The following is a 19,757-nucleotide window of genomic DNA, read 5'->3' as shown; positions in this document are numbered from 1 at the left end:
CTGACAGGTATAAGACGCTCAGCAATAGAAGACGTTCTTTGTCTTCAATTCCTGAGTGGCTGTAGACCTAAGATGGTCTAGGCGCTGGAGCTGGACAATAAGTAAAACCAGATAGGAATCGACATATCGATTCCTGTCTTGCTTTAACATAAATTTATCACTTTTAAGAGATTGCTAAGGAGGAATCAGACATGTCCGACGTTTATAAACAAGCCGGTGTGGATATCGAAGCAGGCTATGAAGCTGTTTCAAGAATGAAAAAGCATGTTGCCAAGACAATGCGTGCGGGAGTAATGGGTGGACTTGGTGGCTTTGGTGGAATGTTTGATTTAAGTGAATTAGATTATAAAAAGCCTGTTCTCGTTTCAGGTACGGATGGCGTAGGAACAAAACTAAAACTTGCATTTATGGCTGACAAGCATGATTCTATTGGGATTGACGCCGTAGCAATGTGTGTAAATGATATTTTAGCTCAAGGTGCTGAGCCATTATTTTTCTTGGATTATTTAGCATTAGGAAAAGCTGTTCCAGAAAAGATTGAGCAAATTGTAAAAGGAATTGCCGATGGTTGTGAAGAATCTGGTTGTGCATTAGTCGGTGGAGAGACTGCTGAAATGCCTGGGTTATATGAAGAGGATGAATATGATGTAGCTGGTTTTTCAGTTGGAGTAGTTGAAAAAGATGCGATTGTAACTGGAGAAAATATTAAGCCAGGACACGTTTTAATAGGTCTTTCATCAAGTGGCTTACACAGCAACGGATTTTCATTAGTTCGTAAAATTCTTCTTGAAGATCAACAACTTGATTTGAAAACAGTATATGAACCATTTACTAAAGACTTAGGTGAAGTTTTATTAACACCAACAAGAATATATGTTAAACCGGTTCTTGATGTAATTAAAAAATTCCAAGTAGACGGTATGGCACATATTACAGGTGGCGGATTTATCGAAAATATCCCACGGATGCTTCCTGAAGGAACAGGTGCTGAAATTGATTATGGTTCATGGCCTTTCCCGGAAATTTTTGATTTCCTTAAAGAAAAAGGTGAGCTTAGCAGTGAAGATATGTTCAATGTCTTTAACATGGGAATCGGGTTTGTTTTAGCGGTTAAAGAAGAGCTTCTACATGATGTCATTCAGCAATTAGAAGGAAATGGTGAAAAGGCATATATCATTGGACGAGTGATAGAAGGTTCTGGTGTTTCGTTTGGTGGAGGAGCGCTTCGATGAAGAAAATAGCCGTTTTTGCATCAGGAAATGGTAGTAATTTTCAAGCAATACTTGATCAAGTACAGCTTGGTGCAGTAAAAGCGGAGATTGGCCTTGTTGTTTGTGATAAACCTCAAGCAGGTGTAGTAGACCGTGCGAAATCAGCAGGTATACCAGTCTTTTGTTTTGTCCCAAAGGAATTTAAAACAAAAGAAGATTTTGAAAGTGAAATTTTAGCTGCTCTACAAAAACATCAAATTGATTTAGTTATTCTCGCTGGTTATATGAGGTTAATTGGTTCTACATTGCTGGGTGCGTATGCAAATAAAATCGTGAATATTCACCCTTCCTTATTGCCGGCTTTTCCAGGAAAAGATGCTATTGGCCAAGCTTTTCACGCAGGTGTGAAGGTAACAGGTGTGACAATTCATTTTGTTGATGCTGGTATGGATACTGGACCAATTATTGCTCAGCAAGCAATTGAAATTGCAAATGAAGATACTGCCCTGACAATCGCGGATAAAATTCATAAAGTTGAACATGCCTTGTATCCAAAGGTGATCGGGGAGTTAGTATCAAAATAAAGCTTAGAGGTGAATGAAATGACAGTCAAACGTGCGCTTATTAGTGTGTCAAATAAAGAAAATCTCGTTCCTTTTGTAAAAGAGTTAATAGAGTTAGGTGTTGAAGTCATCTCAACAGGTGGAACGAAATCATTACTAGAAGAAAACGGTTTGAATGTAATTGGTATTTCTGAGGTTACTGGATTTCCAGAAATTATGGACGGACGTGTAAAGACTCTTCATCCTAATATCCACGGTGGTTTATTAGCTGTCCGTAACAATGAAAGTCATATGAATCAGCTTAAGGAAAATAACATTGAAACAATTGATATGGTTGTTGTGAATCTTTATCCTTTTAAAGAAACAATTTCAAAACCAGATGTTAAATTCCAGGATGCAATTGAAAACATTGATATCGGTGGCCCTTCAATGCTACGTTCTGCAGCTAAAAACCATGAAGATGTAACTGTTCTTGTTGATCCACAAGATTACGGTGTTGTTTTAGAGGAACTAAAAGCATCTGGAACGGTTTCGTTAGCACAAAAACAACGTCTAGCTGCAAAGGTATTTAGACATACAGCAGCATATGATGCATTAATTGCAGAATTTTTAACAAACACGATTGGTGAAGAAGACCCAGAATCTGTCACATATACATTCGAGAAAAAGCAATCTCTTCGCTATGGAGAAAATCCTCATCAAAAAGCAACGTTCTATCAAAAGCCTTTCGTACCAGTTGCGTCAATCGCAAACGCGAAACAGTTGCATGGTAAAGAGCTTTCATTTAATAACATTAAAGATGCTGATGCAGCATTGCAAATTGTCCGTGAATTTACAGAACCAGCAGCAGTTGCTGTTAAGCATATGAATCCATGTGGTGTTGGTGTTGGAACTTCAACATTTGAGGCATTTACACGTTGTTATGAAGCTGATAAAACATCGATTTTCGGTGGCATTGTTGCTTTGAACCATGAGGTTGATTTAGCAACAGCTGAAAAGCTTCATGAAATCTTCCTTGAAATTGTGATTGCACCTTCTTACAGCCAGGAAGCTTTAAACGTATTAACAGGAAAGAAAAATCTTCGTATATTAACAATTGATGTTTCAGCACTTTCAAAACCAGAAAAACAGCTTCAATCTGTCCATGGTGGTTTATTAGTACAGGATGAGGATATACTTTCTCTTGAAGATGTTAAGGTGACAATCCCTACGAAGCGTGAGCCTTCTCCTGAAGAGTGGAAGGATCTAAAACTAGCTTGGAAGGTAGTAAAACATGTAAAATCAAATGCAATTGTTCTTGCTAAGGATGAAATGACAGTTGGAGTTGGTGCTGGTCAAATGAACCGAGTAGGATCAGCGAAAATTGCTATCGAGCAAGCTGGTGAAAAAGCACAAGGTAGTGCGCTAGGCTCTGATGCATTTTTCCCAATGTCTGACACAGTTGAAGCTGCGGCAAAAGCTGGTGTAACAGCTATCATCCAACCTGGTGGATCAATTCGTGATGAAGATTCAATCCGCATGGCTGATGAATATGGAATCACAATGGTATTCACGGGAGTACGTCATTTTAAACATTGATAACTAAAGCGTAAGCGCCTTGGTCTGTCTCGGGCAATAAGACGCTCATGAATAGAAGGTGTTCTTTACCTTCAATTCATGAGTGGCTTAGACCAAGAGGGACAAAGCGCTGGCAGTCAAAATACGCGACGTCCTGTCGCACTCACTGACTGCACTTGCACGACCTGTGCTTGGGAGCTGGATGTGGTGAGCATATCTAAGTACAAGAATTTTTAAATTTCTTAAAGAGATAAAGAGGTGTTAACATGAAAGTTCTAATAATTGGACAAGGCGGCCGTGAGCATGCACTTGTATGGAAAGCTGCGCAAAGTGACCTTGTAGAAGAAGTGTTTGTTGCACCAGGTAATGATGGTATGAATGATCTTGCAACAAGGGTATCAATAAGTGAGTCAGATAATCAAGGCTTATTGGAATTTGCAAAGGAAAAAAACATCGACTTAACAATTGTTGGTCCTGAAGTACCGTTATTAAATGGAGTAGTAAATGACTTTGAAGCTGCAGGCCTAAAGGTTTTTGGACCAAGAAAAGAGGCAGCTCTTATCGAGGGCAGTAAAAACTTCGCTAAGGAAATCATGTTCAAATACAACATTCCAACAGCAGACTATCAAACATTTACAGATGTAGAAGAAGCAAAAGCTTATGTAGTAGAGAAGGGTGCTCCGATTGTAATAAAAGCAGATGGATTAGCTGCTGGAAAAGGAGTAACTGTTGCTGAAACACTTGATGTAGCGATTGACAGTTTGACTGAAATGCTTGAGGATGGAAAATTCGGAGACGCTTCTTCATCAGTTGTTGTTGAGGAATTTCTTGCAGGGGAAGAATTTTCATTAATGGCATTTGTAAAAGGTGAAAAGGTGTATCCGATGGTGATCGCTCAAGATCATAAGCGTGCTTATGACAATGATGAGGGTCCTAATACTGGTGGCATGGGGGCTTATTCTCCAGTACCACAAATTTCTGAACACGTTGTTAATACAGCTGTTGAGACAATTTTAAAACCAGCAGCAAAAGCACTTGTGAGCGAAGGACGTTCTTTTACAGGGATTTTATATGCTGGACTTATCCTTACAACAGATGGTCCTAAAGTAATTGAATTTAATGCACGTTTTGGTGATCCAGAAACACAGGTTGTTTTACCAAGATTAGAATCTGATTTGGTGGAATCACTTTTAGCAATCCTTGACGACAAACCTGTTGAACTTGTTTGGTCTTCTAAAGCTGTGCTAGGAGTCGTACTCGCTTCGCAAGGTTATCCAAACGAGTACGAAAAAGGACAGGCTATTGGTCAATTGACAGAAAAACATGATGAAGCAGTTATTTTTCATGCTGGAACAAAAAAAGTTGAAGATCAATTCGTAAATAACGGTGGTCGTGTGCTTGTTGTTTCAGGATATGGTGATACGATAAGCGAAGCTCAAAAAAATGCATATGAGCTAGTAGAAAAAATAGCAGCACCAGCTCTTTTCTATCGTAAAGATATTGGGAATAAGGCTATTAAGCACGGCGTTTCTTAATATAAACGAATAATAACGCAATAATTGCGCCAACTAATGCTATCAATATAAACGACATATCAGTTAAATATTCAAACATATTAACACCTCCAAGATGAATAAGGGGCTGGCTTTTTTAAGCCAGTCCCTTATTATTAATATTTAAGATGGATTATAAACAATCTTTTCATCATCTTCTTCATAGCCCTCTTCATCGTCAAAGAAATATCCATTTGAATTTTCAAACATATAAGTGATTGGACAGAAACGTAGAATTCCTTCTCCAACCTTCATTGCTCCAAGTACGATAGCAATTAAATATGAATCTCTCCAAGGTTTTTTACAGTATTTAGATGTAGCCCAAGCTAGTAGGGAAAGGCCACATGTAATACGTATTAAAGAATTGACGATGCCAATATTTGGTCGCATCAAATTTACCTCCCTAAAATTGTCATAAAAATGAAATAAAACTTTAATGCGTTAATAAATTCCATATGTTAACATAGTATTAAGTTAGTAACTAAAAATGGAGGGTTTTTTATGCCCGAGAGAAAATTCCAATGGAAAATTAGTCAAATCCGCAAACAAATAGATGTTTTATCAAACAAATGTGCACCAACTGTTGTCTTAAAGAATGCAACCTATCTGAATTCTTACTTGCGTCAATGGGTTAAAGCACATATTTGGATAGTCGAAGATCGAATTGTCTATGTGGGAGACAATTTACCAGAGTATACAAATCAAACCGAAATGATTGATTGTACAAACAAAGTGGTAGTGCCAGGATACATTGAACCACATGCTCACCCATTTCAATTATATAATCCCCATACGTTAGCAAAGTATGTATCGCAAACAGGTACAACAACATTTATAGGTGATAACCTTTTCTTTCTTTTACAATACGAGAAAAAGAAAGCGCTTACGTTTTTAGATGATATGGGGAAATTACCTTACCACTTTTATTGGTGGGCTAGATTTGATTTGCAAACAGAGGTACATGGTGAGGACAAAATTTTCTCGCATGACTTTCTTAAAACGTGGTTAGAGCATAAATCTGTTGTTCAAGGAGGAGAATTAACGAGCTGGCCTAAGCTATTAGATGGTGATGACTGGATTTTATATTGGCTTAGAGAAACAAAGCGAAGAGGGAAACGGATAGAAGGACATTTTCCAGGCGCTTCCGATAATACATTAATGAAAATGAAGCTATTTGGTGTTGACAGTGATCATGAATCTATGACAGGTAATGATGTGATAAACCGTCTAAAAATGGGTTATACTGCAGCCTTAAGACATTCATCAATTCGTCCAGATCTCGCAGTTCTTCTTAAGGAGATACAGGATGAAGGATTAACAACATATGATCATTTATACTATACGACAGATGGGGCAACCCCTACTTTTTATGAAAATGGAATGATTAATCGTTGTATAGACATAGCTTTAGAGTGCAATGTTCCTTCAATTGATGCATATAATATGGCAGCATTCAATGTAGCGAAATATTACCAATTGGAAGAGCAAATAGGTGTTATTGCACCAGGGAGAATTGCTACTCTAAACATTTTGGATAGCATTGACAAACCTGACCCATCCTCTGTAATGGCAAAAGGAAAATGGATTCTAAAAGAGGGTCATCGTCAGGAGGATAAAGAAGTTGTTGAATGGGCTGAATATGGTATTCAATCCGCAGATATAAAATGGGATCTAACAATAGATGATTTACAATTTTCAATGCCTCTTGGGATGAAGATGCGGAATGCTGTTATTATGGAACCATACTCAATTACAATCGATAGCTCTGTTAATGAGCTTTCCGAAATACATGACGAAAGCTTTCTAGCTTTAATTGACCGAAATGGTAAGTGGAGAGTAAATACAGTCATAAAAGGTTTCTCCAAACAAGTGCAGGGCTTTGCAAGTTCTTATTCCACAACTGGAGATATCATTATCATTGGTAAAAATAAAACTGAAATGCTTGCTGCCTTTTCTCGAATGAAGGAAATAGGTGGAGGGATTGTGTTAACTGAGAATGGAAATGTTACATTTGAAATGCCGTTACAGATAAATGGAAGCGCTTCAACAGAAAGGCTTGAAGAGGTTATGGTAAAACAGAATCAGTTGAACACTCTATTAAAAGAAAGAGGCTATGGCTTCGATGATCCTGTTTATTCGTTGTTGTTTTTGTCTTCAACGCATTTACCTTATATTAGAATAACACCAAGAGGTATTTTTGACGTAATGAAAAAAACGGTACTCTTTCCATCGATAATGCGTTAAAATATAAAAGTGGAAAAGTAGATAAGGTTGTGTTTTTGTGTTAAAAAGAAAATTCTCACTTGCTATATTTTCAATGCTTATAATAATAAGCGCTTGCAGTAATAAAGAAGAACAACGTTCAGTTGAAAATACAGATTCAAATCAGAAAGAAGAAAAGCCAGTTGTTGCTGAAGTTGAAGAAAAAGTGACTTACCCGCTTACTGGATTAGAAGTAGAAGAAACTGAACTAGATCAACGACCTATAGCTGTTATGATAAATAATCATCCAAGTGCAAGACCACAATCAGGTCTTCATAAAGCTGATGTTGTGTACGAAGTTCTTTCAGAGGGAAGTATCACTAGATTTTTAGCTATCTTTCAAAGCGAAATACCTGACATAATCGGACCTGTACGTAGTGCAAGAGAATATTATGTTGATTTAAGTAAAGGCTTTGATGCACTTTATATTAGTCATGGTTGGAGTCCTACAGCTAAAGAAAAGCTTGAAGCAGGCGAAGCGGATTATTTGAATGGATTATCTTATGATGGTACTTTATTTTGGCGAGCGGATCATCGTAAGGCACCTCATAATTCCTATATTTCAAATGAAAATATATTGAAGGGTGCAGAGTCCAATCAGTATGAAATAACTGCTGAAGTGGAGCCTTTTGAGTTTCTTTCTGAGGAAGAAGTGGTAAATTTAAAAGGTGAACCTGCAAACAAGTTTGTTATTAAATATGACAGCTCTCAAACATGGCATGCAACATATGAGTATAATCAATCTAACCAAAGCTATAGCAGATTTAGTAATAATGAACAAACGGTTGATTTAGAAAGTGAAGAACCGATTCAACTATCAAATGTGTTTGTTGTTGAAATGGATCATAATTCTATTGATGATTATGGAAGACGGGGCATTAATTTAACCTCAGGGGGAAAAGCGATTCTTTTCCAAAATGGACTTATGCAAGAGGTAGAATGGGAAAACCGTGATGGTAGAATTCTCCCTGTAAAAGATGGAGAACTTTTAAAGTTTGTTCCAGGAAGAACGTGGATCAATGTAGTGCCAAGCATTGAGGAAGCATTTCTAATTCAATCGTAAAAGTAAAAGGAGAATGTTTATGCAAATAGAAAAGCTACGTGGAAAAGAACTTGATCAGCTTTTTGAATCTATTTTGTCATTAAAAGATTTAGAAGAATGTTATCGATTCTTCGATGACCTTTGTACAGTAAATGAAATCCAATCGCTTGCACAAAGACTTGAAGTAGCAAGAATGCTGCGAGAAGGATTTACGTATCATAAGATAGAAACCGAAACGGGAGCGAGTACTGCAACCATTTCTCGTGTGAAACGCTGTTTAAATTATGGTAATGATGCTTATACAATGGCATTAGAACGTGTGCATGATCAGAAGAAACCAACAGAATAAGAATTGGAAAGCGCCGAGGTTATCGGTGCTTTTTCTTTTGCGCAGGCTTTTTTCTAAGAGATTGTTGCCTTTAAACCAAAACTGCTTAAGGCTGATTGGAGCGAGCATCTCTCGCTGCAATCAACCACACCGGAATACTTGGTAAATAGCAACAAAGTTTGCGAAAAAGGCTTGCATAAAAGTAAATAGAAAAACCATATAGTTAAAAACCAGTGCTTGTCTGCTGCATTTTATTACATTTTGATGAAAGCGAAATGGAACATCCGTTTTTAAGTTTTTTGCCTCCTTGTTATTTGCTATAATAATGAAATGGATGTTTTTGAATGGAGGATTCCTACATGTATGATATTAACGAGTGGAAACATGTGTTTAAACTCGATCCTGATAAAGTAATAAGTGATGAGGACTTAGAGAAAATTTGTGAATCTGGAACAGATGGTATTATTGTTGGAGGAAGCGACAATATTACTGAAGATAATGTGTTGAACTTAATGTCTAGGATCCGTCGCTATTTTATTCCCTGTGTTTTAGAAGTATCAACAGCTGAATCCATTATTCCTGGCTTCGACTTATATTTTATCCCTACAGTATTAAATAGCAGAAGTACTAAATGGATGATTGATTTACATCATGAAGCAGTGAAGGAATATGGAGAGATTATGAATTGGGATGAGCTAATTGTTGAAGGGTATTGTATTTTAAACCCCGATTGCAAAGCTGCGGCACTAACAGATGCAAATACAAATCTCTCACTTGATGATGTAACAGCATATGCACGTGTTGCTGAGAAAATGTATCAGCTGCCTATTTTTTATCTAGAATATAGCGGAATGCTAGGAGATCTAGCAGTTGTTGAACAAACTAAGAAGGTATTAACAAAAACAAAGTTATTCTATGGTGGAGGCATTACATCAGCAGAAGAAGCTAAACATTTTGCTCAATTTGCGGATGTTGTAGTAGTAGGAAATGTTATCTACACTGATTTAAAGGCAGCTCTAAAAACAGTAGAAGCTGTAAAATGAAATTTTTTTTGAACTCAACCTCATTTTTTTGATAAAATAGAACATATGTTTGTTAAGGTGGTGAAGAAGTTGCAATTCTTATCAAATCAATTACTTTCAGGTTTGAATGACATGCAACAAGAGGCAGTAAAAACAACGGATGGTCCGTTATTAATCATGGCGGGTGCGGGAAGTGGTAAAACCCGTGTGTTAACCCATCGGATCGCGTACTTAATGACTGAAAAACAAATCGCTCCATGGAATATTTTGGCGATTACATTTACAAATAAAGCAGCACGTGAAATGAAAGAGAGAATTCAACGGATTTTAGGACCTGGTGCTGATGAAATATGGATTTCAACCTTTCACTCTATGTGCGTTCGAATTTTACGTCGAGATAGTGACAGAATGGGAATTAATCGTAACTTTTCTATACTTGATACGACAGATCAATTGTCGGTTATTAAAACTGTGCTTAAAGAAAAAAACCTTGATCCTAAAAAATATGAGCCAAGAAGCTTATTAGGTTCAATCAGCAGTGCGAAAAATGAACTGATAACACCTGAGGAATATGATAAAACAGCTAATAGTCACTATGAACAAATGGTTAGTGATGTATACAGGGAATACCAAAAGAAGCTACGCAAAAATCAATCTCTTGATTTTGATGATTTGATTATGACAACCATTCAATTGTTTCAACGTGTACCTGAAGTGCTTGAATCTTATCAACGTAAATTTCAATATATCCATGTTGATGAGTATCAAGATACGAACAGAGCTCAATATATGTTAGTTAAGCTTTTGGCCTCACGGTTTAAAAACCTCTGTGTTGTAGGTGATTCTGATCAATCAATTTATCGCTGGCGTGGTGCAGATATTGCTAATATCCTCTCCTTTGAAAAGGATTATCCTCAAGCGAATGTGATTTTGCTAGAACAAAACTACCGTTCAACAAAGTTAATTTTAGAGGCTGCAAATGAGGTTATTAAAAGGAATTCAAATCGTAAGCCGAAGAAGCTTTGGACTGAAAATCAACAAGGGGCAAAGATTACGTACTATCGTGCAGATAGTGAAGCAGCAGAGGGACAATTTGTTGCAGGGAGAATCAAACAGCTGGTAGATTCAGGACAACGAAAGCTTTCAGAGATCGCAATTCTTTACAGAACAAATGCACAATCAAGGATTATTGAGGAAGTATTACTTAAATCAAATCTAAATTACACAATCGTTGGAGGCATTAAGTTCTATGATCGTAAAGAGATTAAAGACTTACTTGCCTACTTACGATTAATTGCAAACCCTGATGATGATATTAGCTTAGCACGTATCATCAATGTACCAAAACGTGGTGTTGGTTCGACATCTGTTGATAAAATTGCTAATTATGCAATAGACAATGATTTATCTCTATTTCAAGCATTAGATGAAATTGAACAAATAGGTGTAAGTGCAAGAGTTATAAACGCTTTAGTTGAATTCCGTGAATTGATTCGAAACCTTGGTAATATGCAGGATTATTTATCTGTTACAGAGCTCGCCGAAGAGATCATTGAGAAATCTGGTTATCGAGAAATGCTTAAACTAGAAAAAACAATTGAAGCACAAAGTCGATTAGAGAATATCGATGAGTTTTTATCGGTCACTCAAACCTTTGAAAAGCAAAATGAAGATAAAAGTCTTGTGGCGTTTTTAACAGATTTAGCACTTGTATCTGACATTGATAAACTTGAAGAAGATGAGCAGGAACAAAGTGATGCACTTGTGTTAATGACCCTTCACTCAGCAAAGGGATTAGAGTTTCCTGTTGTGTTCTTAATCGGACTTGAGGAAGGGGTTTTCCCTCATAGCCGTTCATTAATGGAAGAGGATGAGATGGAGGAAGAACGTCGTCTTGCTTACGTAGGGATTACTAGAGCTGAAAAAGAGCTGTTCATTACAAATGCACAAATGCGTACGTTGTTTGGGCGGACAAGTATGAATCCTGAGTCACGATTTATTTCTGAAATCCCAAGTGAGTTGATCGAGAATTTGAATGAAGTAAAGAAATCTACTTCTCCTTCTACCTCTGCTTTTAATTCAAGTCGTCGTCTTGAAAAGCGCCCACCAGTTTCTAAACCTATTGCCGCTTCAACTGGTGGGGACGGAATTTCTTGGGCTGTTGGAGATAAAGCTGAACATAAAAAATGGGGAATTGGTACAGTCGTTAGTGTAAAAGGTACAGGGGAAGGAAAGGAATTAGATATTGCTTTCCCAAGTCCTGTTGGAATAAAGCGTCTGCTTGCAAAATTTGCACCAATTAATCGCGTTTAAAGAGAAGATAGTTAGGTAGAAAGGATTGGACATCTGAATGGATAAACAATCAGCAAATAAACGAGCTCACGAGCTCCATGAGCTAATAAACACTTATAATTATGAATACAATGTTTTAGATAAACCAAGCGTGCCTGATTCTGAATATGACCGCCTTATGCAGGAACTATTAAAGCTTGAAGAAGCATTTCCTGAATTAAAAACATCAGATTCCCCTACACAAAGAGTCGGGGGTACAGTGTTAGCGGCTTTTCAAAAGGTTGTTCACAAAACACCAATGTTAAGCCTAGGTAACGCTTTTAATGAGACTGATTTACGTGATTTTGACCGTAGAGTAAAGCAGGCTGTTGGTGACGATGTTCAATATGTTGTTGAGTTGAAAATTGATGGTTTAGCGGTTTCTTTAAGATATGAGAATGGACTGTTTGTACAAGGTGCTACACGAGGAGACGGTACAACAGGTGAGGATATTACGGAAAACCTTAAGACGATTCGCTCCATTCCACTTAGATTAAAGAAGGAATTGTCCTTTGAAGTACGTGGTGAGGCATTTATGCCGAAAAAGTCCTTTGAGAAGCTTAATGAATTACGATTACAACTTGAGGAAGAGCCATTCGCAAACCCACGTAATGCTGCAGCTGGTTCCATTAGACAGCTAGATCCTAAAATAGCTGCAAAGCGAAATTTAGATATCTTTGTATACAGTATTGCAGATTTAGGTGGAACAGGTGTTGAAAAACATAGTGAAGCACTTGATTTACTAGAAGAAGTAGGATTTAAAACAAATCAAGAACGAAGAAAATGTGAAACGATTGAACAAGTCCTCAACATCATTGAAGATCTTCAAGAAAAAAGAGCAAATTTATCTTATGATATTGACGGTATCGTTATTAAGGTGGATTCTCTCGCTCAACAGGAAGAGCTTGGGTTTACTGCTAAAAGTCCACGTTGGGCCATTGCATATAAATTTCCAGCAGAGGAAGTTATGACAAAGCTAGTGGATATTGAATTAAGTGTAGGTCGAACTGGTGTCATTACTCCAACAGCTTTATTAGAGCCAGTTCGGGTTGCGGGGACAACTGTTCAACGTGCCTCACTTCATAATGAAGATTTAATTAGAGAAAAGGATATTAAAATTGGTGATACAGTTGTCGTCAAAAAAGCAGGTGATATCATACCTGAGGTTGTCAATGTGCTAATAGATCTTCGCACTGGTGAAGAACAAACCTTTTCGATGCCTACACATTGCCCTGCTTGTGAAAGTGAGCTAGTTCGTATTGAAGGTGAGGTTGCTCTTCGTTGTATTAACCCACAATGTCCGGCTCAAATTAAAGAAGGTCTTATTCATTTTGTATCAAGGAATGCAATGAATATTGATGGTCTTGGTGAAAGAGTTGTAGCACAATTATTTCAAGAGGGATTAATTAAAGATGTTGCAGATTTATACAGATTAACGAGAGATCAGCTTCTCGAGCTTGAGAGAATGGGAGAAAAATCTACCGATAATTTATTAAATGCAATTGTACAATCAAAGGAGAACTCACTTGAAAGACTATTGTTTGGTTTAGGGATTCGCCATGTTGGTGCAAAAGCAGCAAAAACATTAGCGCAAGAATTTGAAACAATTGAACAGCTTCAACAAGCCTCAAAGGATGAACTTATTACGATAAATGAAATAGGAGACAAAATGGCTGATGCAGTTGTCACTTATTTTGATAACCCAGATGTGCAGTATTTAGTGAATGAGCTTAAATCTCTAGGTGTTAATACGACATACAAGGGACCAAAGTTGATTAGGGTTGAAGACAGTGATTCATACCTAGCTGGAAAGACTGTTGTATTAACAGGGAAGCTTGAACAGCTATCAAGAAATGAAGCAAAAGAAGGTATTGAAGCACTTGGTGGTAAAGTAACCGGTAGCGTTAGTAAAAGTACAGATCTTGTTGTAGCTGGTGAATCAGCAGGAAGCAAGCTAAACAAAGCCCAAGAATTAAATATAGAAATATGGGACGAAGCTAGGCTCTTTGATGAACTAAATAAATAAGAGGTGTGGAATCACTTGAAAAAGAAACTATTTATGGTGTTAACAAGCTTTTTTGTATTAACAGCTTGTGCACCAAACTTTGGAGAGCAAGAAGAAATCGTGCAGGAAACAGAGGACGAATCAAAGGAACAGGCGATTATCCCCAAATACAATATTTCAGATTCGTATTACAAGATGATCTTGCCTTTTAAACCAGGGGAAGCAAGAGGACTTGTTTCAGAACAATTAAATACTCGCTTAGATATTGATGAATTTGAAACAGGTTTAATGAGGGTTGCCCAAGATACGTTTTCTCCTGATAAGTATTTATATCAAGAAGGCCAATATTTAACTGGGGAAGTCATTCAAGGTTGGCTGAATCGAAAGCTAACCGGTGAAAAGTTAAAAGCTGCTCAAGAAAAGGCGAAAAAGGCAAAAAAAGAATATACTGAGGTCGGGCTAAATCCAGCTTTGCCTGATGGTGGAAATCTTGAGGAATTACATTCAGAAAACCCGATCTACTTATCCCATATTCTTGAACATAACTATTTAATTCGCGAGGATGAAAATACAGTTGAATTAGGTGGAGTTGTCATTGGTCTAGCGATGAACTCTGTTCATTATTTTCAACAGGAAGATGGGTATGCTCGTGAGAAACAAATAAGTACAAGTGAGCTTTTAACAAAAGGAAAAGAATATGCACAACAAGTGATTAATCGTGTAAGAAACACAAAAGGATTGGAAAATGTTCCAATTGTTATTGCGATATATGAACAAGAAAAAAAATCTTCGATTGTTCCTGGTAATTTCGTGACGAAAACAGTTGTGAAGGCAGGCAGCAATAGTCTTGGCAAGTGGGAAGGAATTGATGAAGATTATTATTTCTTTCCATCAGATGAAGCGACAAGTGATTATCGAGATGATGCACAAATGTTCAATCGTTTTAAATCTGATGTTGAGGAATTTTTCCCTAATTACACAGGTGTAATTGGAAAAGCCTTTTATAAAAACGGAGAATTAAATTATTTAGATATAGAAATTCCAATGCAGTTTTATGGAAAAGCGGAAGTAATCGCCTTTACACAGTTTATAACAGGTAAGGTAATGGAATACTTCCCTGACTATATAACACTTGAAGTCAATGTTATGTCTAATTCAGGACAGGAAGCACTTATAATGAAAGAACCAAACCAAGAAGAGCCAACTGTTCATATTTATAAGTAAATGTAAGGTGAGAATGCAAGCTAAGAACAAAATCTTAGCTTGTTTTTTTACGTTTGCAAGAAAATAATAAAATTCTTTTACTATGGATAAGCGCTTTGACATTCACTTTAGTGCTAAAACAGAAGTGAACTTCCCTGCTAAAATGTTAAAGTCAACATCGAACGCTTTTGATCATGATTAAAATAACTAGAAAGAAAAGATACTCATTTCTATCAATAGGCATGCATACGAATGAAGCATAAGAGCTCAAACACAAGATCAGTTTTAATTTGTGAGTTTTAATGAAGGAAAAGTCATGATCTTAACGCTCTATCTTAAAATTTAAAGGAGGCATTCGAAAATGGTGGTACCTTACAAGCACGAACCATTTACAGACTTTTTAGTAGAAGAGAATAAACATGCGTTTGAAGCAGGTCTTAAAGTTGTTCACTCCTATTTAAATCAAGATTATGACTTGGTTATAGGTGGAGAGCGTGTGTCAACAAAGGATAAAATCATCTCCATAAACCCTGCAAATAAGGAAGAAATTATTGGTACTGTATCAAAGGCAACTAGGGAGCATGCGGAAAAAGCGATGCAGATTGCCGATGTAACGTTCAAATCTTGGCGAAAATCTAAACCTGAAGTGAGAGCGGATATTTTATTTCGTGCAGCAGCTATTGTTCGGAGACGCAAACATGAGTTTTCGGCACTCCTTGTAAAAGAGGCAGGAAAGCCTTGGAATGAGGCAGACGCTGATACTGCTGAGGCAATTGACTTTATGGAGTATTACGGTCGACAAATGTTGAGCTTAAAGGATGGGATTCCTGTTGAGAGTCGACAAATTGAATATAACCGTTTTAACTACATACCGCTTGGGGTCGGTATCGTCATTTCTCCTTGGAATTTCGCATTTGCGATTATGGCTGGGATGACTTCAGCTGCATTCGTTTCTGGGAATACAGTATTATTAAAGCCAGCTAGTACAACACCGGTAGTTGCAGCAAAATTTATTGAAGTATTAGAGGAAGCAGGACTGCCGCCAGGTGTCGTTAATTATGTACCGGGAAGTGGCGCTGAGGTAGGAGATTATTTAGTTGATCACCCCCAAACCAGGTTTATTAGTTTTACTGGCTCGCGTGAGGTTGGTGTAAGAATATATGAGCGGGCTGCAAAGGTCCATGAAGGGCAAATTTGGTTAAAGCGTGTTATAGCAGAGATGGGTGGAAAGGACACGATTGTTGTTGATTCATCTGCTGATTTAGAATTAGCAGCACAATCAATTGTGGCATCTGCTTTTGGGTTTTCAGGTCAAAAATGCTCAGCATGTTCTCGCGCTGTTATTCTTGAAGACGTATATGATCAGGTGTTAACTCGAGTTGTGGAAATCACAAAGAATCTTACAGTTGGTGATACAAAGGATTCAACGATTTTTATGGGTCCTGTCAATGATCAGGCTGCCTATGAAAAAATACTAAGCTATATTGAAATCGGTAAAGCGGAAGGGAGATTAGTCGCTGGAGGGAAAGGTGATAATTCACAAGGCTTCTTCATCGAGCCTACTATTTTTGCAGATGTTAGTGAAAATGCCCGAATTATGAAAGAAGAAATTTTTGGACCAGTCGTAGCCTTTTGTAAGGCAAGAGATTTTGAGCACGCAATTGATATCGCCAACAATACAGATTATGGACTCACAGGTGCTGTTTTAACAAATAATCGTTCACACATAGAAAAAGCTCGAGAAGACTTTCATGTTGGCAATCTCTATTTTAACCGTGGCTGTACAGGAGCTATTGTAGGCTATCAACCATTTGGCGGCTTTAATATGTCTGGGACAGATTCAAAAGCAGGTGGACCTGATTATCTGCTGCTGCACATGCAGGCAAAAACGACGTCTGAAATGCTATAAACAATAAAGGGACTGACTAAATTTGAGTCAGTCCCTTTATTTGTTTGCGTATGGTAAATTATGTAATTATTGTACTATGGATAACACTTTGACATCCAGCTCCAGCGCCTAGCCCCTCGAGGGCATAAGCTAATTTAGAATTGAAGGCAAAGAACGCCTTCTATTCTAAATCATCATATTTGCCCGAGGCTGTTCAAGGCGCTTGCGCTTTTGTTCTTAACCCTTCCAAAAAAAACGTTCATTATCCTGATTTTCTGATGCTTCAAGGCGTGGCTCAACTTTAGTTTTAGTCGCACTGATAATCTTCGCATCTGTATCTTTGTATTCCTCGCGAATTGAATTGTGATTATCCGTTTTTTTCTCATTTTGAATTGACCGTTGTTCAGAGAGTGCTTGAATTAATTGAGATGTTAGCTCGCTGCGCTTTTGATACTCGTTAAGGAAGAGTGTGATGGCGATAATCACTCCGCCGCCAATTATGCATGATAAGTAAGGTCCAATGGTTGAACCAGTCATTTGAAGGATCATGAGGTGAATGGATCCCCCATACATTTCCTGTTCCTCTTGTACCGCCTTTATGGCCATTGAAATATGATTAATAATTCCTGCTGCACCTAGAAGGATTAAAAAGCCTCCAAAGCCGAACAAAAATTTCTTCACTAAGTCCACTCCTGACAATGATTAATTTTGTACAATCTTATCATGTTTCAGAAGAATCTTCTAGAAATACAAATGATCTCCAATTAAGTTTACGAGATAAATAAATGAAGAAATTTAAAAAAGTTTTATACTGAAATTATTTTACATTTTCCATATGAAAGACAAAATTCGCGAAAAAAAACAGGGTGATTATTTAGAAAAATGCAAACTTAATTTTATGAATTTTAATGAATAGATATAATGAATAATAGGGTATAGTGCAAAATCGATACTTTTTTTTGAATAAATATACATTTCGGAGAAAATCCAAACCCACTCAATTTGTTAGGTTTGTCATACTGTGTTACGATTGTAGACGTCTTGTGTTTACTGGTAACCTATTAATCTGTAATGATCAATCATCATGAAATTGCATAAGCCTGCATAAGGATTTGTTGAAAGCAATTTTAGGAGGTGATAACGTGGAATTAACTGTAGCGACTTGGTTTTGGCTGTTAATACCTATGCCATTGTTAATATTACTATCAATTATTACGTATTTTACAGAGAAGAGGAGTGAGTAATGAAAAATGGATATTAATATAGCACAGTTAACATCAATAATTATCTATCTAATAGGAATGGGAGCTATAGGTATAGTTGCCACCAAAATGACAAGTAATTTAAATGATTATGTACTAGGTGGAAGACGTCTAAGTGCTGGAGTTGCAGCTTTAAGTGCAGGAGCATCTGATATGAGCGGGTGGCTAATGTTAGGGTTACCAGGTGCTATGTATGTTAGTGGAATGGGAGGTATGTGGATTGCAATTGGGTTATCAATTGGTGCTTACTTGAATTGGCAATTTGTAGCTAAACCGTTCAGAGTATATACAGAAGTGGCCAATGATTCAATTACCGTACCAGACTATTTTGAAAATCGTTTTCATGACAAATCAAAGCTACTAAGGGTAGTATCGGCAGTTGTTATTCTTGTATTCTTTACATTCTATACTTCTTCAAGTCTTGTAGGTGGTGCCATTCTTTTAGAAAGTTCATTTGGAATGGATTATAGGTTAGCTTTATGGGTCGGATGCGCAGTTATTCTTTCGTATACACTATTTGGAGGTTTCTTAGCTGCAAGTTGGACCGACTTTGTTCAAGGTATTTTAATGCTTTTAGCTCTAATTGTTATACCAATCGTTGTAGTATATGAACTAGGTGGTTGGGGAGAAACATTACAGAAAATCGGAAATATTGATCCATCTTATCTAAATGTCAATAATGGAGCAACATTTATAGGTGTCGCTTCACTACTTGCTTGGGGCCTTGGGTATTTCGGTCAGCCACATATTATTGTTCGCTTTATGGGAATTAGGTCAACAAAGGAAATCCCAAAAGCACGCTTAATCGGGATGACATGGATGATTATTTCACTATTTGGAGCGATTTTTATTGGGTTTACAGGGATTGCATACTTTGCTGATGCACCTCTAGAAAATTCCGAAACAGTTTTTATCATGATTTCACAAGTTTTATTTAATCCATGGGTTTCAGGATTCTTACTTGCAGCGATTCTTGCAGCGATTATGAGTACAGTTGATTCCCAATTAATCGTTGCCTCAAGTGCATTAGCACAGGATTTTTATAAGCAACTCTTTAGAAGAGAAGCTAGTCAAAAGGAAGAAATGTTGGTTGGTAGAATTGCATGTCTTGCTATCGCTCTTATCGCGATTTTCCTAGGCTATGATCGAGAAAGTAAAGTACTAGAGTTAGTAAGTTATGCTTGGGCTGGTTTTGGTGCTGCATTTGGTCCGGTAATAATCTTGAGCTTGTTCTGGAAGCGTATGACGAGAAATGGTGCATTGGCAGGAATGATTATTGGTACTCTAACAGTAATTATTTGGTCAAATCTTACAGGTGGAATTTTTGATCTGTATGAGCTAGCACCAGGATTCATATTTGCATGGATTGCAATTATGATTGTAAGTTTAATAGGAAAGGCGCCTTCAGAAGAAGTCCAAAATGAGTTTGATTCTTTTAAAGAAGAATTGAAAAAATCCTAATATGGAATTGAAACATCCATCTTCTATTTATTTAGAAGGTGGATGTTTTTTTCGTATTAAATTTTATTC

General features: G+C 37.2%; 16 protein-coding genes. 13 read left to right on the top strand and 3 right to left on the bottom strand.

Annotation, left to right across the window (positions count from 1 at the left end):
* The first annotated feature begins 191 nt into the window (after positions 1–191).
* The 4 genes from purM to purD all read left to right on the top strand — a co-directional run bounded on the left by purM (position 192) and on the right by purD (position 4,866).
* Complete coding sequence (gene purM / locus I7822_RS15640; protein ID WP_207979816.1) at positions 192–1,232, top strand: phosphoribosylformylglycinamidine cyclo-ligase; 1,041 nt, start codon at positions 192–194, stop codon at positions 1,230–1,232.
* A complete protein-coding gene (gene purN / locus I7822_RS15635) occupies positions 1,229–1,795 on the top strand; it encodes a phosphoribosylglycinamide formyltransferase (protein WP_207979814.1) in 567 nt (188 codons plus the stop codon). The genes purM and purN overlap by 4 nt, the downstream gene beginning before the upstream one ends.
* A gap of 18 nt (positions 1,796–1,813) precedes the next feature.
* The gene (gene purH / locus I7822_RS15630; protein ID WP_207979812.1) at positions 1,814–3,352 is read left to right on the top strand and encodes a bifunctional phosphoribosylaminoimidazolecarboxamide formyltransferase/IMP cyclohydrolase; all 1,539 of its coding nucleotides are present in this window, start codon (positions 1,814–1,816) and stop codon (positions 3,350–3,352) included.
* A 245-nt stretch (positions 3,353–3,597) separates the two neighbouring features.
* Positions 3,598–4,866 (top strand): phosphoribosylamine--glycine ligase, encoded by a 1,269-nt coding sequence (purD, locus tag I7822_RS15625; protein ID WP_207979810.1) that lies wholly within the window; start codon positions 3,598–3,600, stop codon positions 4,864–4,866.
* Here purD and I7822_RS30685 read toward each other — a convergent pair.
* Both I7822_RS30685 and I7822_RS15620 read right to left on the bottom strand, forming a co-directional pair.
* A complete protein-coding gene (locus I7822_RS30685) occupies positions 4,847–4,924 on the bottom strand; it encodes an EYxxD motif small membrane protein (protein WP_372442165.1) in 78 nt (25 codons plus the stop codon). The genes purD and I7822_RS30685 overlap by 20 nt on opposite strands.
* An 83-nt stretch (positions 4,925–5,007) precedes the next feature.
* Positions 5,008–5,274: a YgaP family membrane protein gene (locus I7822_RS15620; RefSeq protein WP_207979808.1), complete on the bottom strand. Its 267-nt coding sequence runs from the start codon at positions 5,272–5,274 to the stop codon at positions 5,008–5,010.
* Positions 5,275–5,385: 111 nt separating this feature from the next.
* Here I7822_RS15620 and I7822_RS15615 point away from each other — a divergent pair, with 111 nt between their 5' ends.
* The 8 genes from I7822_RS15615 (at position 5,386) to pruA (ending at position 16,986) form a co-directional block, all read left to right on the top strand.
* Positions 5,386–7,128, top strand: a complete 1,743-nt coding sequence (locus tag I7822_RS15615; RefSeq protein WP_207979806.1) for an adenine deaminase C-terminal domain-containing protein — start codon at positions 5,386–5,388, stop codon at positions 7,126–7,128.
* Between the two features lie 37 nt (positions 7,129–7,165).
* A complete protein-coding gene (locus tag I7822_RS15610) occupies positions 7,166–8,209 on the top strand; it encodes a DUF3048 domain-containing protein (RefSeq protein ID WP_307847776.1) in 1,044 nt (347 codons plus the stop codon).
* A gap of 19 nt (positions 8,210–8,228) precedes the next feature.
* On the top strand, positions 8,229–8,537 hold the full coding sequence (locus I7822_RS15605) for a YerC/YecD family TrpR-related protein (protein WP_207979804.1): 309 nt from the start codon (positions 8,229–8,231) through the stop codon (positions 8,535–8,537).
* Between the two features lie 338 nt (positions 8,538–8,875).
* On the top strand, positions 8,876–9,559 hold the full coding sequence (pcrB, locus tag I7822_RS15600; protein WP_207979802.1) for a heptaprenylglyceryl phosphate synthase: 684 nt from the start codon (positions 8,876–8,878) through the stop codon (positions 9,557–9,559).
* Between the two features lie 69 nt (positions 9,560–9,628).
* A complete protein-coding gene (gene pcrA / locus I7822_RS15595; RefSeq protein WP_207979800.1) occupies positions 9,629–11,851 on the top strand; it encodes a DNA helicase PcrA in 2,223 nt (740 codons plus the stop codon).
* Positions 11,852–11,888: 37 nt separating this feature from the next.
* Positions 11,889–13,895 (top strand): NAD-dependent DNA ligase LigA, encoded by a 2,007-nt coding sequence (ligA, locus tag I7822_RS15590; protein ID WP_207979798.1) that lies wholly within the window; start codon positions 11,889–11,891, stop codon positions 13,893–13,895.
* A gap of 15 nt (positions 13,896–13,910) precedes the next feature.
* Positions 13,911–15,098 carry a CamS family sex pheromone protein gene (locus tag I7822_RS15585; protein WP_243459488.1) on the top strand — a complete coding sequence of 396 codons (1,188 nt, stop codon included), beginning with the start codon at positions 13,911–13,913 and terminating at the stop codon, positions 15,096–15,098.
* Positions 15,099–15,438: 340 nt separating this feature from the next.
* Complete coding sequence (pruA, locus tag I7822_RS15580; RefSeq protein WP_207979796.1) at positions 15,439–16,986, top strand: L-glutamate gamma-semialdehyde dehydrogenase; 1,548 nt, start codon at positions 15,439–15,441, stop codon at positions 16,984–16,986.
* A 216-nt stretch (positions 16,987–17,202) separates the two neighbouring features.
* Here pruA and I7822_RS15575 read toward each other — a convergent pair whose 3' ends face one another.
* A complete protein-coding gene (locus I7822_RS15575) occupies positions 17,203–17,646 on the bottom strand; it encodes a hypothetical protein (RefSeq protein ID WP_207979794.1) in 444 nt (147 codons plus the stop codon).
* Between the two features lie 569 nt (positions 17,647–18,215).
* Between I7822_RS15575 and putP the strand changes: the two genes are divergently transcribed.
* The gene (putP, locus tag I7822_RS15570; protein ID WP_243459487.1) at positions 18,216–19,688 is read left to right on the top strand and encodes a sodium/proline symporter PutP; all 1,473 of its coding nucleotides are present in this window, start codon (positions 18,216–18,218) and stop codon (positions 19,686–19,688) included.
* Positions 19,689–19,757: the final 69 nt, after the last annotated feature.

Source organism: Metabacillus bambusae (assembly GCF_017497975.1).
Lineage (GTDB): Bacteria > Bacillota > Bacilli > Bacillales > Bacillaceae > Metabacillus > Metabacillus bambusae.
The sequence above is the reverse complement of the archived record's forward strand: the minus strand, read 5'-3'. Positions and strand labels throughout refer to the sequence as shown.

What these genes read in the sequence shown, in the direction of transcription:
- purM (WP_207979816.1), top strand. Translation starts at nt 192, where the DNA reads ATGTCCGACGTTTATAAACAAGCCGGTGTGGATATCGAAGCAGGCTAT.
- purN (WP_207979814.1), top strand. Translation starts at nt 1,229, where the DNA reads ATGAAGAAAATAGCCGTTTTTGCATCAGGAAATGGTAGTAATTTTCAA.
- purH (WP_207979812.1), top strand. Translation starts at nt 1,814, where the DNA reads ATGACAGTCAAACGTGCGCTTATTAGTGTGTCAAATAAAGAAAATCTC.
- purD (WP_207979810.1), top strand. Translation starts at nt 3,598, where the DNA reads ATGAAAGTTCTAATAATTGGACAAGGCGGCCGTGAGCATGCACTTGTA.
- I7822_RS30685 (WP_372442165.1), bottom strand. Translation starts at nt 4,924, where the DNA reads ATGTCGTTTATATTGATAGCATTAGTTGGCGCAATTATTGCGTTATTA.
- I7822_RS15620 (WP_207979808.1), bottom strand. Translation starts at nt 5,274, where the DNA reads ATGCGACCAAATATTGGCATCGTCAATTCTTTAATACGTATTACATGT.
- I7822_RS15615 (WP_207979806.1), top strand. Translation starts at nt 5,386, where the DNA reads ATGCCCGAGAGAAAATTCCAATGGAAAATTAGTCAAATCCGCAAACAA.
- I7822_RS15605 (WP_207979804.1), top strand. Translation starts at nt 8,229, where the DNA reads ATGCAAATAGAAAAGCTACGTGGAAAAGAACTTGATCAGCTTTTTGAA.
- pcrB (WP_207979802.1), top strand. Translation starts at nt 8,876, where the DNA reads ATGTATGATATTAACGAGTGGAAACATGTGTTTAAACTCGATCCTGAT.
- ligA (WP_207979798.1), top strand. Translation starts at nt 11,889, where the DNA reads ATGGATAAACAATCAGCAAATAAACGAGCTCACGAGCTCCATGAGCTA.
- pruA (WP_207979796.1), top strand. Translation starts at nt 15,439, where the DNA reads ATGGTGGTACCTTACAAGCACGAACCATTTACAGACTTTTTAGTAGAA.
- putP (WP_243459487.1), top strand. Translation starts at nt 18,216, where the DNA reads ATGGATATTAATATAGCACAGTTAACATCAATAATTATCTATCTAATA.